Origin of the sequence: Tepidiphilus baoligensis, from assembly GCF_012911495.1 — a bacterium.
Taxonomy (GTDB): Bacteria; Pseudomonadota; Gammaproteobacteria; order Burkholderiales; family Rhodocyclaceae; genus Tepidiphilus; species Tepidiphilus olei.
In genome coordinates, this window is the sequence record NZ_JAAAUB010000014.1 from 1 (window position 1) to 13384 (window position 13384).

General features: G+C 64.4%; 14 protein-coding genes, 1 tRNA gene and 1 rRNA gene. 6 read left to right on the forward strand and 10 right to left on the reverse strand.

Annotated elements, in window-relative coordinates; genetic code table 11:
- Positions 1–94 precede the first annotated feature (94 nt).
- The 5 genes from rrf (at position 95) to GV368_RS09020 (ending at position 3859) form a co-directional block, all read left to right on the forward strand.
- Positions 95–209, forward strand: a 5S ribosomal RNA gene (gene rrf / locus GV368_RS09000).
- A 263-nt stretch (positions 210–472) separates the two neighbouring features.
- The gene (gene rssA / locus GV368_RS09005; protein WP_142805115.1) at positions 473–1354 is read left to right on the forward strand and encodes a patatin-like phospholipase RssA; all 882 of its coding nucleotides are present in this window, start codon (positions 473–475) and stop codon (positions 1352–1354) included.
- Positions 1351–2799: an FAD-binding oxidoreductase gene (locus GV368_RS09010; protein WP_169116296.1), complete on the forward strand. Its 1449-nt coding sequence runs from the start codon at positions 1351–1353 to the stop codon at positions 2797–2799. The genes rssA and GV368_RS09010 overlap by 4 nt, the downstream gene beginning before the upstream one ends.
- A complete protein-coding gene (gene ispB, locus GV368_RS09015; RefSeq protein ID WP_169116297.1) occupies positions 2796–3770 on the forward strand; it encodes an octaprenyl diphosphate synthase in 975 nt (324 codons plus the stop codon). The genes GV368_RS09010 and ispB overlap by 4 nt, the downstream gene beginning before the upstream one ends.
- 12 nt (positions 3771–3782) lie before the next feature.
- A tRNA-Pro gene (locus GV368_RS09020) sits at positions 3783–3859 on the forward strand.
- 8 nt (positions 3860–3867) lie between these two features.
- Here GV368_RS09020 and fliR read toward each other — a convergent pair.
- The 4 genes from fliR to GV368_RS09040 all read right to left on the reverse strand — a co-directional run bounded on the left by fliR (position 3868) and on the right by GV368_RS09040 (position 6183).
- The gene (gene fliR, locus GV368_RS09025; RefSeq protein ID WP_169116298.1) at positions 3868–4671 is read right to left on the reverse strand and encodes a flagellar biosynthetic protein FliR; all 804 of its coding nucleotides are present in this window, start codon (positions 4669–4671) and stop codon (positions 3868–3870) included.
- Positions 4672–4804: 133 nt separating this feature from the next.
- Positions 4805–5071 carry a flagellar biosynthesis protein FliQ gene (gene fliQ, locus GV368_RS09030; RefSeq protein ID WP_142811176.1) on the reverse strand — a complete coding sequence of 89 codons (267 nt, stop codon included), beginning with the start codon at positions 5069–5071 and terminating at the stop codon, positions 4805–4807.
- Between the two features lie 9 nt (positions 5072–5080).
- The gene (fliP, locus tag GV368_RS09035) at positions 5081–5833 is read right to left on the reverse strand and encodes a flagellar type III secretion system pore protein FliP (protein ID WP_142811178.1); all 753 of its coding nucleotides are present in this window, start codon (positions 5831–5833) and stop codon (positions 5081–5083) included.
- Positions 5830–6183 carry a FliO/MopB family protein gene (locus GV368_RS09040; RefSeq protein ID WP_169116299.1) on the reverse strand — a complete coding sequence of 118 codons (354 nt, stop codon included), beginning with the start codon at positions 6181–6183 and terminating at the stop codon, positions 5830–5832. The genes fliP and GV368_RS09040 overlap by 4 nt, the downstream gene beginning before the upstream one ends.
- Positions 6184–6353: 170 nt before the next feature.
- On the opposite strand from GV368_RS09040, the gene GV368_RS09045 reads away from it, so the two are divergent.
- Positions 6354–7127, forward strand: a complete 774-nt coding sequence (locus GV368_RS09045) for an oxygen-binding di-iron domain-containing protein (RefSeq protein ID WP_169116300.1) — start codon at positions 6354–6356, stop codon at positions 7125–7127.
- A gap of 62 nt (positions 7128–7189) precedes the next feature.
- Here the strand turns inward: GV368_RS09045 and GV368_RS09050 are convergent, their stop codons facing one another.
- The 6 genes from GV368_RS09050 to tkt form a co-directional block, all read right to left on the reverse strand.
- Positions 7190–7615, reverse strand: a complete 426-nt coding sequence (locus tag GV368_RS09050) for a DUF1841 family protein (protein WP_169116301.1) — start codon at positions 7613–7615, stop codon at positions 7190–7192.
- Positions 7596–8264 (reverse strand): endonuclease III, encoded by a 669-nt coding sequence (gene nth / locus GV368_RS09055; protein WP_169116322.1) that lies wholly within the window; start codon positions 8262–8264, stop codon positions 7596–7598. Before nth ends, GV368_RS09050 begins: the two co-directional genes overlap by 20 nt.
- Before the next feature lie 88 nt (positions 8265–8352).
- Entirely contained in the window at positions 8353–9030 is a 678-nt protein-coding gene (locus GV368_RS09060) for an RnfABCDGE type electron transport complex subunit B (RefSeq protein WP_206673371.1), read from the reverse strand.
- Complete coding sequence (locus GV368_RS09065; RefSeq protein WP_169116302.1) at positions 9027–10211, reverse strand: phosphoglycerate kinase; 1185 nt, start codon at positions 10209–10211, stop codon at positions 9027–9029. The genes GV368_RS09060 and GV368_RS09065 overlap by 4 nt, the downstream gene beginning before the upstream one ends.
- Positions 10212–10221: 10 nt before the next feature.
- Positions 10222–11241 carry a type I glyceraldehyde-3-phosphate dehydrogenase gene (gene gap, locus GV368_RS09070; protein ID WP_169116303.1) on the reverse strand — a complete coding sequence of 340 codons (1020 nt, stop codon included), beginning with the start codon at positions 11239–11241 and terminating at the stop codon, positions 10222–10224.
- 30 nt (positions 11242–11271) lie between these two features.
- Positions 11272–13290 (reverse strand): transketolase, encoded by a 2019-nt coding sequence (gene tkt, locus GV368_RS09075; protein WP_169116304.1) that lies wholly within the window; start codon positions 13288–13290, stop codon positions 11272–11274.
- Positions 13291–13384: the final 94 nt, after the last annotated feature.

Sequence of the window (13384 nt, forward strand, 5' to 3'; positions counted from 1 at the left end):
TGCCCGTGCGGCTTGATCCTATAGCCGTGCCATGCACCCCAGATCACACACCCCCACCCAACACCCCCTTGCCCCGCTTGTGACCCCGTCACTGTCTGACGCCCATGGCGCGCCGGCCCCACGCCTTCCCATCCCGAACAGGACCGTGAAACGGCGCCGCGCCGATGATACTGGAGCTCCGCCTCCGGGAACGTAGGTCAGCGTCAGACATCCCCTACGCCGCACACCAAAACCCCCTGCCAAACGGTAGGGGGTTCTTGCGTCAACCTCGTGGGAGACGCTGAATAATTGGCTGCACGGGCGAATCGCTGCGTTGCGCGGTGCTCGCTCCCTCGCCTATCCACTCGATATGTCTCGGTCGCTGCGCTCCGTGCGCCTTGCGCTTCANTGCTCGCTCATTTCTTCAGCGTCTCCCTTGTGCGCCTTTCCTTGAGCTAAACTGGCATTTTGTGTTTGTTTTTTGGTGCGTCCTATGTCGCGAATCGGTATTGCACTTGGCTCTGGAGCGGCGCGTGGATGGGCTCATTTCGGTGTGATTCGTGCCTTGCGTCGTCTCGGAGTGAAGATCGACGTGATCGCAGGGACGTCGATCGGTGCCATCGTCGGGGCGGCCTATGCTTCGGGGCGCTTCGATGCCATGCAGCAATGGGTAGAATCGCTTTCCTGGGTCGATGTGCTATCGCTGATGGACGTTTCCCTGCGCGGCGGTGCCCTTCAAGGCGACCGGGTGATCGACTATTGCGCAGAGCATTTCTTCGCGTCGCGATTCGATGAATTGACGATCCCTTTTGGTTGTGTGGCCACGGAACTGACGACCGGGCGTGAAGTCTGGCTACGGGAAGGCCCGTTGCGTCCAGCGGTGCGCGCTTCCATTGGGCTTCCTGGAATGTTCACGCCGACCAAGCTGCACGGCCGTTGGTTCGTCGACGGTGGGCTCGTCAATCCCGTGCCCGTGAGCTTATGCCGTGCACTGGGAGCCGAACTGGTCATCGCCGTCGAGTTGGGATCGAGTCGGATGGGGCGGCATTTCCGTTTACCCAACGGTAACGGTAGTGTGGAACGCTGGAAGAACCGCTTGTTCGCCATGGTGGGGTTGACTTCCTCGGGCGAGGCGGACCAAGCGGAATCGTTGCCGCCGATCGCTGCGGTGCTGGCCACTTCGGTCAACATCATGCAGATGCGTATCGCGCAGTCACGTTTGGCGGGGGACCCGCCCGAGGTGTTGATTTCGCCTCGAGTGGCAGATTTGTCGATCCTCGATTTTCACCGCGCAGCGGATGCGATCGAGGAGGGCGAGGCGGCTGTACAGCGGGTAGAGTGGCAGATTGCCGAATTGCTGGAGAGCGCGCGATGAGCGCTTCCGATCTGCTTCGTTCCCTGGCGCGCTGTGTGGGTGAGGCACACGTGCGTTGCGCCGAGTCTGAGATGGCTGCTTTCCTTCTCGACTGGCGTGGGCGATATCGCGGCCGAGCCTTGGCGGTGGTTCAGCCTGCCACGACAGACGAAGTGGCGGCAGTGGTGCGCCATTGCCGCGTGTATGGGGTGCATATCGTTCCCCAGGGCGGAAACACGGGGTTGGTGGGCGGCGCGACACCGCTCGAAGAGCAGGCCCCGGCGATCGTGCTGCACCTGGGGCGTTTGCGCCGAATCCGTAGCCTGGAGCCGCAGGAGTTCACCGTGGTCGCCGAAGCGGGGGTGACGGTACGGGAGGTGCAGGAGGCGGCGCGTTCGGCGAACCGCCTGTTTCCCTTGTCGCTCGCCTCGGAGGGCAGCGCCACGGTGGGTGGAGTGTGCGCGACGAACGCGGGGGGCGTACACGTCCTGCGTTACGGCACGACGCGCGATTTGGTGCTGGGCCTGGAGGTGGTGCTTGCCGACGGCAGCGTGATTTCTTCGCTCCAAGGCTTGCGCAAGGACAACACCGGCTATGCGTGGAAGCCCCTCTTCGTGGGCTCGGAAGGGACTTTGGGCGTCATCACCGCGGCGACCTTCAAGCTCTTTCCCTTGTCCACCGAAGTCGTGACTGCGTGGGTGGCCGTACCGGATCCGGCCGCGGCGGTGAGGCTCTTCTCCTGGCTGCGTGAGACGGTGGGCGAGGGGCTCGAGGCGTTCGAGCTGATGGGCCGCACGACGCTCGAGCTGGTATTGAAACACATTCCCCAGGCGAGGGTGCCCTTTTCGGGCGAACCTCCGGCATGGTCCGTGCTCGTCGAATTCGCCGAAGCCGGGCGAGGGGCGCAGTTGCAAGAGCGGGTAGAGCGGGCGATGACCGTGGCCATCGAGCGGGGTTGGGTGCAGGATGTGGCGCTCGCGGCCAATGAAGCGCAACGCCGGGCGTTGTGGGCGTTGCGTGAGAATGCCTCCGAAGCGCAGCGTTTCGAGGGATTCAGTTTCAAGCACGACGTCTCTCTGCCGATCCGGGCGCTTCCAGAGTTCATCGCCGAGTGTGAGGCGCGCCTGCGCCGGCATTGGCCCACCGTGACGCTCGTCTGTTTCGGGCATCTCGGCGACGGCAATCTGCACTACAATGTCTTTCCCACCGGGATCGAACCAGCCCAATGGCCGCTCATCGAACCGCGGCTCTCGGGATTGGTGCACGACACCGTGGCCGAATTCGGCGGTTCGATTTCGGCCGAGCATGGCATCGGACGCCTCAAGGCCGAGTTATTGCCGCGCTACAAGTCCGAGGAAGAGCTTTCTTTGCTGCGCCGGCTCAAGGCAGCGATCGATCCAGAGAACCTGTTCAATCCGGGCAAGGTCGTGCGTGGCGACGACCGCCCGTGTAGCGAGGAAACATGACGCCGACGATCAAGGAGATCCTTGCGCCGCTGCAGCCGGACATGGCGCGCACCGACGAGGTGATCCGGCGCGAACTGCATTCGGATGTGGCGCTGGTGCGCAGCATCGCCGATTACATCATCGCCGCCGGCGGTAAGCGCTTGCGCCCGGCGCTGCTCTTGGCGGTGGCCCGCGCCTTGGGCTATGACGGGCCGCACCATGCCACCCTCGCTGCCGTGGTCGAATTCATCCATACCGCCACCTTGCTGCACGACGACGTGGTCGACGAATCCGATCTGCGCCGAGGGCGTGAGACGGCCAATGCCGTCTTCGGCAACGCCGCGGCGGTCCTGGTAGGGGATTTTCTCTATTCCCGCTCGTTCCAGATGATGGTTTCGGTGGAGAGCATGCGGGTGATGGCGGTGCTCGCCGAGGCGACCAATGTCATCGCCGAGGGCGAAGTGCTGCAGTTGATGAACCAAGGCAATCCCGAGACCACGCTCGAGGATTACTTCCGCGTGATCGAATACAAGACCGCCAAGCTCTTCGAGGCGGCGGGCCGCCTGGGGGCGATTCTCGCCGGGGCGACGCCCGAGGTCGAGGAGGCGATGGCGGCCTTCGGCCGGGAACTCGGCTGTGCTTTTCAAATCATTGATGATGTGCTCGACTATGCGGCCGATCCGGCGGTGTCGGGCAAGAACGTGGGCGACGACCTCGCCGAGGGGAAACCGACCCTGCCGCTGCTGCACGTGCTGCATCATGGCACGACGGTGCAAGCGGACCTCGTGCGGCAAGTCATCGAGCACGGGGGGAGAGAGCATCTTTCCGCCGTGCTCGAGGCGATCGCGGAAACGGGAGCGCTGGAGGTCTCGCGCCGCGTCGCCGAGCGCTATGCCACGGCGGCCAAGGCGCGACTGGCGTGCTTTTCCCCTTCCCAATTCCGGGAATCATTGCTACAATTATCAGACTTTGCGGTGAATCGTTCTGCATGAATCGCAAAACGTCGGGGAATAGCTCAGCCTGGTAGAGCACTGCGTTCGGGACGCAGGGGCCGGAGGTTCGAATCCTCTTTCCCCGACCACCTCTTTTTCATCTTCCGCCGAATGCCTGGATTACTTGCCCGACGGCCTCGATGCCTTCGGCGAATCCCTGTTGCAGTATCCCTCCCATGGGGCTCAAACTCGCCAGCAAGGCGAGAAAACCCATCGTGATCGTGATGGGGAATCCGATCGCGAAGAGATTGAGCTGGGGGGCGGTGCGTGTGAGTATGGCCAGCGCGATGTTGGTGAGCAGCACCACCGCCGTGATCGGGAGCGACAGCAGAAAGGCGAATGCGAAGAGTGTCACCGGATAATGCAGCATCACTGCCATCCCTTCTTGCAGGGCGAGATCGGCGCCGAGGGGAATCCAGTCGAAGCTGACGACGATGGCATGCAGCAGCATCAGGTGGCCGTCGAGAGCAAGGAAGAGCAAGGTAGCTACCACCGCGAAGAATTCGTTCAGCACCGGTGTCTGGGTGCCGGAGGTGGGGCTATAGAACACCGCGAAAGACAACCCCATCTGGAATCCGACCATGGCGGCAGCCAGGTCGATCGCGGCGAAGATGAAGCGCAACACGAAGCCGCAGGTGATGCCGATGAGCAGTTCTTGGGCGATGATCGGATAGATCAGCCAGGAGTCGAGCGGAATGGATGGGGCAGGCGGCAGTACCGGCGCGATGGCCACCGTGATCGCCAGCCCCAGTACCAGGCGAATGCGGGTGGGTAGCGCTCGATTGGAGAATACCGGCGCCACCGCGAGTAGGGACAGGATGCGCACCGCCGGGAAGAAGTAAGCGGAGATCCATGCCGACCATTGTGCTTCCGTGATCGTCCACATTGCTTCAGGGCCCATGAATGGATGTGCTGCGCGGACAGAGTGCTTTTTCGCCCGCCGTGCGTTCCTCGCTTGCCGTCTCGATGGATCTCGTCGTGGCTTTTCGGGCGTTTGCTACGCTCTCTGCCGGCAATGATCGATTCACGGATCTTCAGCCGATGAGCGAGGGAAGCGAGGAGAGCAGCCGCGTGAGGTAGTCGGTGATCGTCTGACCCATCCATGGGCCCATCACGATGAGGGTGGTGAAGACGGCCACGAGCTTGGGGACGAAAGTGAGCGTCATTTCGTTGATCTGAGTGGCGGCCTGGAAGATGCTCACCAGCAGACCCGTGGCCAGGGCAGCGATGAATGGCGGGGCACTCAGTAGCAGGGCCGTGATCACGGCGTCGCGAGCGAAATCCATCAGCATGGGGGTCATGGTGGGTCCTCAGACGAGTGCGAAGCTTTTGACGAGCGAACCGATGAGCAGGGTCCATCCGTCGACGAGTACGAAGACGAGGAGCTTGAAGGGGAGCGCGACGATCACCGGCGACATCATCATCATCCCCATCGACATCAACACGGAGGCGACCACCATGTCGATGATCAGGAATGGGAGAAAGACGATGAAGCCGATCTGGAACGCCGTCTTGAGCTCGGAGGTGACGAAGGCCGGTATGATGACGCGCAGTGGCAGGTCCTCTGCCCGTTCGACCGGTGGCGTCTTGGCCAGGTCGGCAAAGAGGGTGAGGTCGTTGTCGCGCACCTGGGCGAGCATGAAGCGCTTGGTCGGAACCGCGGCGCGCTCCAGTGCCTGCGTGAAATCGATCTGGTTCGCTTGGAGAGGTTGCCAGGCTTCGACGTAGATCCGTTCGGCCACCGGCGCCATGATGAAGAAGGTGAGGAAGAGCGCCAGGCCAATCAATACCTGGTTCGGTGGCGAGGTTTGCGTGCCGAGTGCCATACGCAGCAACGAGAGCACGATGATGATGCGGGTGAAGCTCGTCATCATCAGGATTGCGGCGGGGATGAAGGTGAGGGCGGTGAGCAGCAGCAGCGTCTGCACCGTGAGGGAGTAACTTGTGCCACCGTCGCTGGCCGGGGTGGCCGTGGCCAGCGGAAGCCCTTGGGCGGCCGCGAGCGAGGGGAGGAGCAGGGCGGCAAACCCGAACAGCGCGATGTGCGCCCGTTCCGCTCTCATCGGCGTGCTCCTTCGCCTTCGCTGGTGGCAGGGGAGGGGGGTGCAGTGCGGCGTTCGTCGATGGCGGCGTTGAGCTGCTCGGTGAATGGAGTGGGCGGTTCGGGCAGGCGTTGTAGTAGCGTGATGGAGGAGGGGGTGACGCCGAGCAGTAGCCGTATGCCTTCGGCTTCGAGCAGGACGACGCGCTCGCGCGTGCCCACTGCGATCACCCCGACGATGCTCAGTCCCGTGCGTGCCCCTCGGCGACGCTGCAAGTTTTTCATGGCCGTGAAAACTGCCCATAGGGCGACTGCGGTCAAGCCGAGACCGAGTGCGAGCTGAGCCATGGGGTGAATCCAGTCGTAGGTCATGATGGAGCTCTCCTCGAAGATAGGATGGCATGAAAGGATGGAGACCATGTCCGGAAAAGAGGGGAGAACCCGAGGGTTTTCCTCGCTTCGCAGAAAAATACACGCCTCTTGGTGTGAAGTCCCCCGCTTCTTGGTAGAATGTTCGTATATCCGTTCCGTGGGATGGGATCATGGCGGTCGAACTATACAATGACGGAAAGCATATCTGTCTGGCGTTCTACGACCTGGTCGATGAGCAGGGGGATCATGCCGTTCAGTGCAATCAGTTCCTCGTCATCGACAACGGTCACGCGGCGCTGATCGATCCGGGCGGGAACATGACCCATACTGGTTTGTTGATGGGCATGAGCCGCTACTGTCGTCCGCAGAACGTCGACTACATCTTCGCGTCGCATGCCGACCCGGACATCATCGCTTCGGTGAACAAGTGGATGGTGACCACGCACGCCAAGGTCTTCATCTCCAAGCTGTGGACGCGTTTCGTACCCCACTTCACCACGGGCAAGGATTATTCTTCTCGCATCATCGGTATTCCCGATCCCGGTATGCGCATCCCACTCGGCAATAGCGAGCTCGTCGCCGTGCCGGCGCACTTTTTGCATTCGGAAGGGAATTTCCAGTTCTACGATCCCGTCGCCAAGATCCTCTTCTCGGGAGACTTGGGCGTGTCGCTGGTCGATCACGAGCAGGCGGCGAAACCGGTGGAGGATTTCGATCGCCACATCCCCAAGATGCAGGCTTTCCATCAGCGCTACATGATCTCCAACAAGATCTTGCGCTTTTGGGCCAACATGGCGCGTCAGATCGAGATCGAAATGTTGGTGCCGCAGCACGGGCAGCGTTTCGTCGGCAAGGAGATGGTACGTCGATTCATCGACTGGATCGAGACCTTGCCCTGCGGCGTCGATCTCATGACCCAGGACGCTTATCGCATCCCGCTCTGAGAGCGCCCTGAGCGCGGGCATACGAAGGCCGACGGAACCGCATTCCGTCGGCCTTCGGCGTTTCAGCGCCGGGTACGGCGGATGCGTTCGATATAGCGGGCGTTGTCGGGAGGGCGGCGGTCGCGCTGGGCTTCGTGTAGCGTTTCGCCCAGGGCTTCGAGTACGTCGTGCAAGGCTTCGTGGAGATCGCCACGCACGGCGAGCCGTTCCTGCCAGGCGGCGCGGATGCCTGGGGGCTGGTCGATCGAGAGCTGCTCGGCGATCGCCAGATGTAGCGACAGGTGCAGGAAGGGGTTGAGGCCGCCGTCTTCCGGCGTGTAATCGCGCGCGAGCGCCGCCTCGTCTTCCAGCAGAGGGAAATACTCCGGGTGCAGGGCGATCACGTCGGCGGCCATCGCCTCGATCGGCTCGAGCGGCTGCTTGTCGCGCCATTTGCGATAGGCTTGGGCAAAGAATCGCCGTACCTCGTCACGGTTGGGCGTGAACATCGTTTGTCTCCCTAGTGCCGGGGGGCTTGTGCGGCCAATGGCAGAGGTCATGAACCGGGCAGGCGTCGCAGCGCGGTGCCCGGGCGGTGCACGTATAGCGACCGAGCAGGATGAGCCAGTGATGCGCATGCCGCCGAAAGCGCGGCGGGATGCGCGCTGTGAGCGCTTCTTCCACGGCCCGGACAGTCTTGCCCGGGGCGAGGCCGGTGCGGTTGGCGACGCGAAAGATGTGGGTGTCGACGGCGATCACGGGGTGTCCGAAAAGGGTGTTGAGCACCACGTTGGCGGTTTTGCGCCCCACGCCGGGCAGGGATTCGAGGAAGGCCCGGTCGTCCGGGATCTCGCCGCCCGTGGTCTCCAGCAGCCGGCGCGAGAGTTCGTAGAGGTGTTTCGCTTTGCTGCGGTAGAGGCCGATGCGGCGGATGTGCTGGGCGATGCCTGCTTCACCCAGCGCCACCATGGCGCGCGCATCCGGTGCGACGGCGAAGAGGGTGCGCGTGGCCTCGTTGACGCTCTTGTCGGTGGCCTGCGCCGAGAGGACGACCGCGGCGAGCAACTGGAAAGGGGTGGCGTATTCGAGCTCGGTCGTGGGATGGGGATCGAGCGCGGCGAGTCGCTCGAAGAAGGCTTCGATCTCCTGCGGCGTCATGGGCGGGGCGGGGTCGGCAGCGGCCGCTTCCCCTGCACCGAGGCGTTTGCGCTGGCGGCGCCGTGCCTGCGTTCCGTCGGCCGTTGTTTCAGGGGGTCGAGCCATGCGTTTTTCCGCTTCGGGCACGCGCGAGGGCGGCCGCCACGAGCGTGCGTTTGAGCCGGTCTTCGTCGCGTGGACGGTGGATGCGCTTGCGGGGATCCTCGCCGCGTTCGAGCCGGGCCTGGCGACGCAGGAAACGCGCGCGCGAGGCGCTCGCTTCGGGAAAGGCGGGCACGGGCAGCAGGACGATGCAGTCGACGGGGCAGGGTGGTAGGCACAGGCCGCAGCCGGTGCATTCGTCCTCGATCACCGTGTGCATGCGCTTGGGTGCGCCGAGGATGGCGTCCACGGGGCATGCCTGCAAGCACAGCGTGCAGCCGATGCAATCCGCTTCGACGATACGGGCGACCTGGGGCGCTTGCGGTGGGCCGACTTCGGGATCGAGGGGGGTGGCGGGTACGCCGAGCAGGCTCGCCAGCCTACCGATGAGCGCTTCCCCGCCCGGAGGACAACGATTCGGCGTGGTCTCGCCGCGTGCGAGCGCCTCGGCATAGGGGCGGCACGCGGGGTAGCCGCAGCGGCGGCACTGCGTTTGCGGCAGCAGGGCGTCGATCTCGTCGGGCGTGGGCATCGTTTTTGGGTCGAAGAGTCGGGAAAAGACCGGTGCGGCGTCGACCGTCCGGGCCGAGAGGAGGTTCCCGGCCTGGACGGAATCAGGGCTCAACCGTCGCAGCGCGCTTCGAGCGCGGCGATGGCGGGCAGTTTTTTACCTTCGAGGAATTCGAGGAAGGCTCCGCCGCCGGTGGAGATGTAATCGATGTCCTTTTCCACGCCGAACTTCTTGATGGCAGCGATGGTATCGCCGCCGCCGGCGAGTGAATAGGCTTCCGAGTGCGCGATGGCGGAGGCGAGCATCTTGGTGCCGCCGGCGAACTGGTCGTATTCGAACACGCCCAGTGGTCCGTTCCACACGACGGTGCCGGCGTGCGCGACGATGTCGCAATAGCGCGAGGCGGTCTTGGGACCGACGTCGAGGATGCGGTCGTTCGGGCCGACTTCATCGACTGGGACGCGGTTGGCGCGCGCAAACGCCGAGACTTCGTCGGCGACGACGACGTCGACGGGCAAGGGGACTTCGGAGCCGCGCGCGGCCATCATGTCCATGATCGCCTGCGCTTCCACCACGAGTTCCGGCTCGGCGAGCGATTTGCCGATGCGCTTGCCCGTGGCGAGGAGGAAGGTGTTGGCGATGCCGCCGCCGACGATGAGCTGGTCGACTTTCTCGGCGAGCGACTTGAGGATGGTGAGCTTGGTCGAGACCTTGGCACCGCCGACGATGGCCACGAGCGGACGCTTGGGATGTTCGAGCGCGCGCGAGAGCGCCTCGATCTCGGCGGCCATGAGGAGGCCGGCGCAGGCGACGGGGGCGAAGTGGGCGATGCCCACGGTACTGGCTTCTGCCCGGTGTGCGGTGCCGAAGGCATCGTTCACATAGACGTCGCACAGGGCGGCATATTTGCGCGCGAGTGCCTCGTCGTTCTTCTTCTCGCCGACGTTACAGCGTACGTTCTCGAGCAGCACCACTTCACCCGGCTGGACGGTGAATCCGCCATCGACCCAGTGCTCGATGAGCGGCACCGGCCGACCGAGGAGCTCCGAGAGCCGCTCGGCGATGGGTGCGAGCGAGTCTTCGTGGGTGCAGGCACCTTCCTTGGGGCGGCCGAGATGGGATGTGACCATGACCGCGGCGCCTTGCTGCAGGCAGTATTCGATCGTCGGGACGGAGGCGCGGATGCGGGTATCGTCGACGATGCGCCCGGTCTCGTCTTGAGGCACGTTGAGGTCGGCACGGATGAAGACGCGCTTGCCGCGCAGTTCGACGTCCTTGAGGGTCTTGACGCGCATGGTCGGCTCCTCAGGCGCAGGTGGCGAGCGCCTTGGCGGCGTCGAGCATACGGCAGGAATAGCCCCATTCGTTGTCGTACCAGGCGAGCACTTTGACGAGCGTGCCCTCGATGAGGCGGGTTTGCGTCGCGTCGAAAATGGCGGAGTGGCCGTCGTGGTTGAAGTCGCAGGATACGAGCGGATCGTCATTCACCGCGAGGATGCCCTGGAGCGGACCCGCGGCGGCCTGGCGCATGAGTTCATTGATCTCGTCCTTGCTCGTGGGGCGGCTCGCGGTGAAGGTGAGATCGACGAGCGAGACGTTGAGGGTGGGCACGCGCAGGGCGAAGCCGTCGAATTTACCCGCGAGCGCCGGCAGCACCAGCCCGACGGCCTTGGCGGCCCCCGTCTTGGTGGGGATGATGTTCATCGCCGCGGCGCGGGCCCGACGCAGATCCTTGTGGCGTGCGTCGATGAGCTGTTGGTCGAGCGTGTAGGCGTGCGCCGTGGTCATCAGGCCCCGCTCGATGCCGATGTGTTCATGGAGCACCTTGGCCACCGGTGCGAGGCAGTTGGTGGTGCAGGAGGCGTTCGAGACGACTTGCATCTCGGGGCGCAGGATGCCGTGGTTCACGCCATAGACGATGGTGGCGTCGACGTCGTCGCCACCGGGCGCGGAGATGAGGACTTTTTTCGCCCCTTGTTGCAGATGGATCCGGGCCTTTTCCTTGGTGGTATAGGCGCCGGTGCATTCCAGCAGCACATCGACGCCGTGTTCGCCCCAAGGGGTTTCGAGGGGATTCTTCGTCGAGTAGAAGGGGATGCGGTCGCCGTCGACGATGAGCGTCTTGTCCCCTTCGGTGGCCACGGGGAAGGGGAAACGGCCGTGGGTGGTGTCGTATTTGGTGAGGTGCGCGTTGGTGGGTAGGTCGCCCGAGGCGTTGATCGCCACCACCTCGAATTCGTCGCGCCGGCCGAGCTCGTAGAGGGCGCGCAGGGTACAGCGGCCGATGCGGCCGTAGCCGTTGATCGCGATGCGGATTTTGCTCATGGGTCGCTCCTTGAAGGATGAAAGACGGGATCAGCGCGACAGCAGCAGTTTCGCCCGGGCGACGACGTGATCGACCGTGAAACCGAAGAACTCGAACAGGCGCGGCGCAGGAGCGGAGGCCCCGAAGCGGTCGATGCCGAGCACGTCGCCGTGACCACCGACGTAACGCCACCAGCCTTCGCCCGAACCGGCTTCGATGGCGAGTTTGGGCACGTCCGGCGGCAGCACCGCGTTACGGTATTCGATCGGCTGCTGGTCGAAGCGCCGTGTGCAGGGCATGGAGACGACGGTTGCGGCGATGCCGGACTGCGCCAGCGCCCCGCGCGCGTCGAGCGCGAGGGACACTTCCGAGCCGGTGGCGATCAGGATGAGGTCGGGGGTACGCTCGGCCTCTCGCAGCACGTAACCGCCACGCCCGATCGCTTCGATCTGCTGCGGCGAGCGTTCGATGAAGGGGAGGTTCTGGCGCGACAGCAGCAGGGCCGAGGGCCCGTCGGTACGCTCGAGCGCCAGGCGCCAGGCCACCGCAGTCTCGACGCTGTCGGCCGGACGCCAGACGTCGAGATTGGGGATGAGGCGCAGCGAGGCGGCGTGTTCGATGGGCTGATGCGTGGGGCCATCCTCGCCCAGGCCGATGGAATCGTGCGTGAGCACGAAGATCTGCCGCTGGCGCATGAGCGCGGCCATGCGAATGGCGTTTCTCGCGTAGTCGGAGAAGACGAGGAAGGTGCCGGTGAAGGGAATGTGGCCGCGATGCAGGGCGATGCCGTTGGCAATCGCCACCATGCCGAATTCGCGCACGCCGTAGTGGAGATAATTGCCTTCTCCCTCGGGTGTGACGGGACGGGCGCCAGGCCAGTCGGTGAGGTTCGAGCCGGTGAGGTCGGCCGAGCCACCCAGGATCTCGGGGAGGATCTTGGCATAGGCAGCGATGGCGTTCTGGCTTGCCTTGCGCGTGGCGATGTGCTCGCGCCGGGTGACGGTGGCGCGGATCACCTCGTCGGCCAGATCCGGCCAGCGCAAGGGCAAAAGCCCGGCGACGCGACGTTCGAACTCGTCGGCGAGTTCCGGATAGGCCCGGCGATAGGATTCGAAGCGTTCCAGCCAGGCGGCCTCGCGTTCGCGACCGGCTGTGCGCGCATCCCATTGGGCGTAGATCTCTTCGGGGATCTCGAAGGGGCCGTAGGGCCAGCCGATCGCTTCGCGTGCGGCGGCGATCTCGGCCTCACCCAAGGGGGCGCCGTGCACCTCGCTCGTGCCTTGTTTGTGGGGGGCGCCGGCGCCGATCACGGTGCGACAAATGATGAGGCTGGGGCGCTCGGTCTCGGCTTTGGCGAGCGTGATGGCCGCATCGATCGCGCTCATGTCGTGCCCGTCGATCGCCTCGATCACCTGCCAGCCGTAGGCGCGGAAGCGCGCGGCGGTATCTTCGGTGAACCAGCCTTGCACCTGGCCGTCGATGGAAATCCCGTTCGAATCGTAGAGGACGATGAGCTTGCCGAGCTTCCAGGTGCCGGCAAGCGAGCAGGCTTCGTGCGAGACGCCTTCCATGAGGCAGCCGTCGCCGACGAAGACGTAGGTGTGGTGATCGACGAGGGTGTGCCCGGGGCGGTTGAATTCGCGGGCAAGGAGCTTTTCCGCGAGCGCCATTCCCACGGCGTTGGCCAGACCTTGCCCGAGCGGCCCGGTGGTGGTTTCGACGCCGGGCGTCTCGCCGTATTCGGGGTGTCCCGGTGTTTTGCTGTGCAGCTGCCGGAAGCGCTTGAGATCGTCGAGCGAGAGGTCGTACCCGGTGAGATGCAGCAGTGCGTAGAGCAGCATGGAGGCGTGCCCGTTCGAGAGAACGAAACGGTCGCGGTCGCACCACTGGGGGTTGGCGGGGTTGTGTTTGAGGTGCTTGCGCCACAGCACCGTGGCCATCTCGGCCATGCCCATGGGGGCGCCGGGATGGCCGGATTTCGCCAGTTGCACCGCATCCATGGCGAGCGCGCGCAGGGCGTTCGCGAGCGGGCTGAACGTGCGCGGCGGGCGCGAGGCAGGCTGAGTCATCCGTTCGATCGTCCAGCGGGAAAAAGAGCCGTAATTATCGCTCAAAACGGGGCGCCCGCGAACTCGGGGCAGGCAGGTCGCTGGCGTATAATTT

What these genes read in the sequence shown, in the direction of transcription:
- GV368_RS09040 (WP_169116299.1), bottom strand. Translation starts at nt 6,183, where the DNA reads ATGACCTACGACTGGATTCACCCCATGGCTCAGCTCGCACTCGGTCTC.
- GV368_RS09065 (WP_169116302.1), bottom strand. Translation starts at nt 10,211, where the DNA reads ATGCGCGTCAAGACCCTCAAGGACGTCGAACTGCGCGGCAAGCGCGTC.
- GV368_RS09045 (WP_169116300.1), top strand. Translation starts at nt 6,354, where the DNA reads ATGGCGGTCGAACTATACAATGACGGAAAGCATATCTGTCTGGCGTTC.
- ispB (WP_169116297.1), top strand. Translation starts at nt 2,796, where the DNA reads ATGACGCCGACGATCAAGGAGATCCTTGCGCCGCTGCAGCCGGACATG.
- fliR (WP_169116298.1), bottom strand. Translation starts at nt 4,671, where the DNA reads ATGGGCCCTGAAGCAATGTGGACGATCACGGAAGCACAATGGTCGGCA.
- nth (WP_169116322.1), bottom strand. Translation starts at nt 8,264, where the DNA reads ATGACGCCGCAGGAGATCGAAGCCTTCTTCGAGCGACTCGCCGCGCTC.
- GV368_RS09010 (WP_169116296.1), top strand. Translation starts at nt 1,351, where the DNA reads ATGAGCGCTTCCGATCTGCTTCGTTCCCTGGCGCGCTGTGTGGGTGAG.
- tkt (WP_169116304.1), bottom strand. Translation starts at nt 13,290, where the DNA reads ATGACTCAGCCTGCCTCGCGCCCGCCGCGCACGTTCAGCCCGCTCGCG.
- rssA (WP_142805115.1), top strand. Translation starts at nt 473, where the DNA reads ATGTCGCGAATCGGTATTGCACTTGGCTCTGGAGCGGCGCGTGGATGG.
- fliQ (WP_142811176.1), bottom strand. Translation starts at nt 5,071, where the DNA reads ATGACCCCCATGCTGATGGATTTCGCTCGCGACGCCGTGATCACGGCC.
- gap (WP_169116303.1), bottom strand. Translation starts at nt 11,241, where the DNA reads ATGAGCAAAATCCGCATCGCGATCAACGGCTACGGCCGCATCGGCCGC.
- GV368_RS09050 (WP_169116301.1), bottom strand. Translation starts at nt 7,615, where the DNA reads ATGTTCACGCCCAACCGTGACGAGGTACGGCGATTCTTTGCCCAAGCC.
- fliP (WP_142811178.1), bottom strand. Translation starts at nt 5,833, where the DNA reads ATGAGAGCGGAACGGGCGCACATCGCGCTGTTCGGGTTTGCCGCCCTG.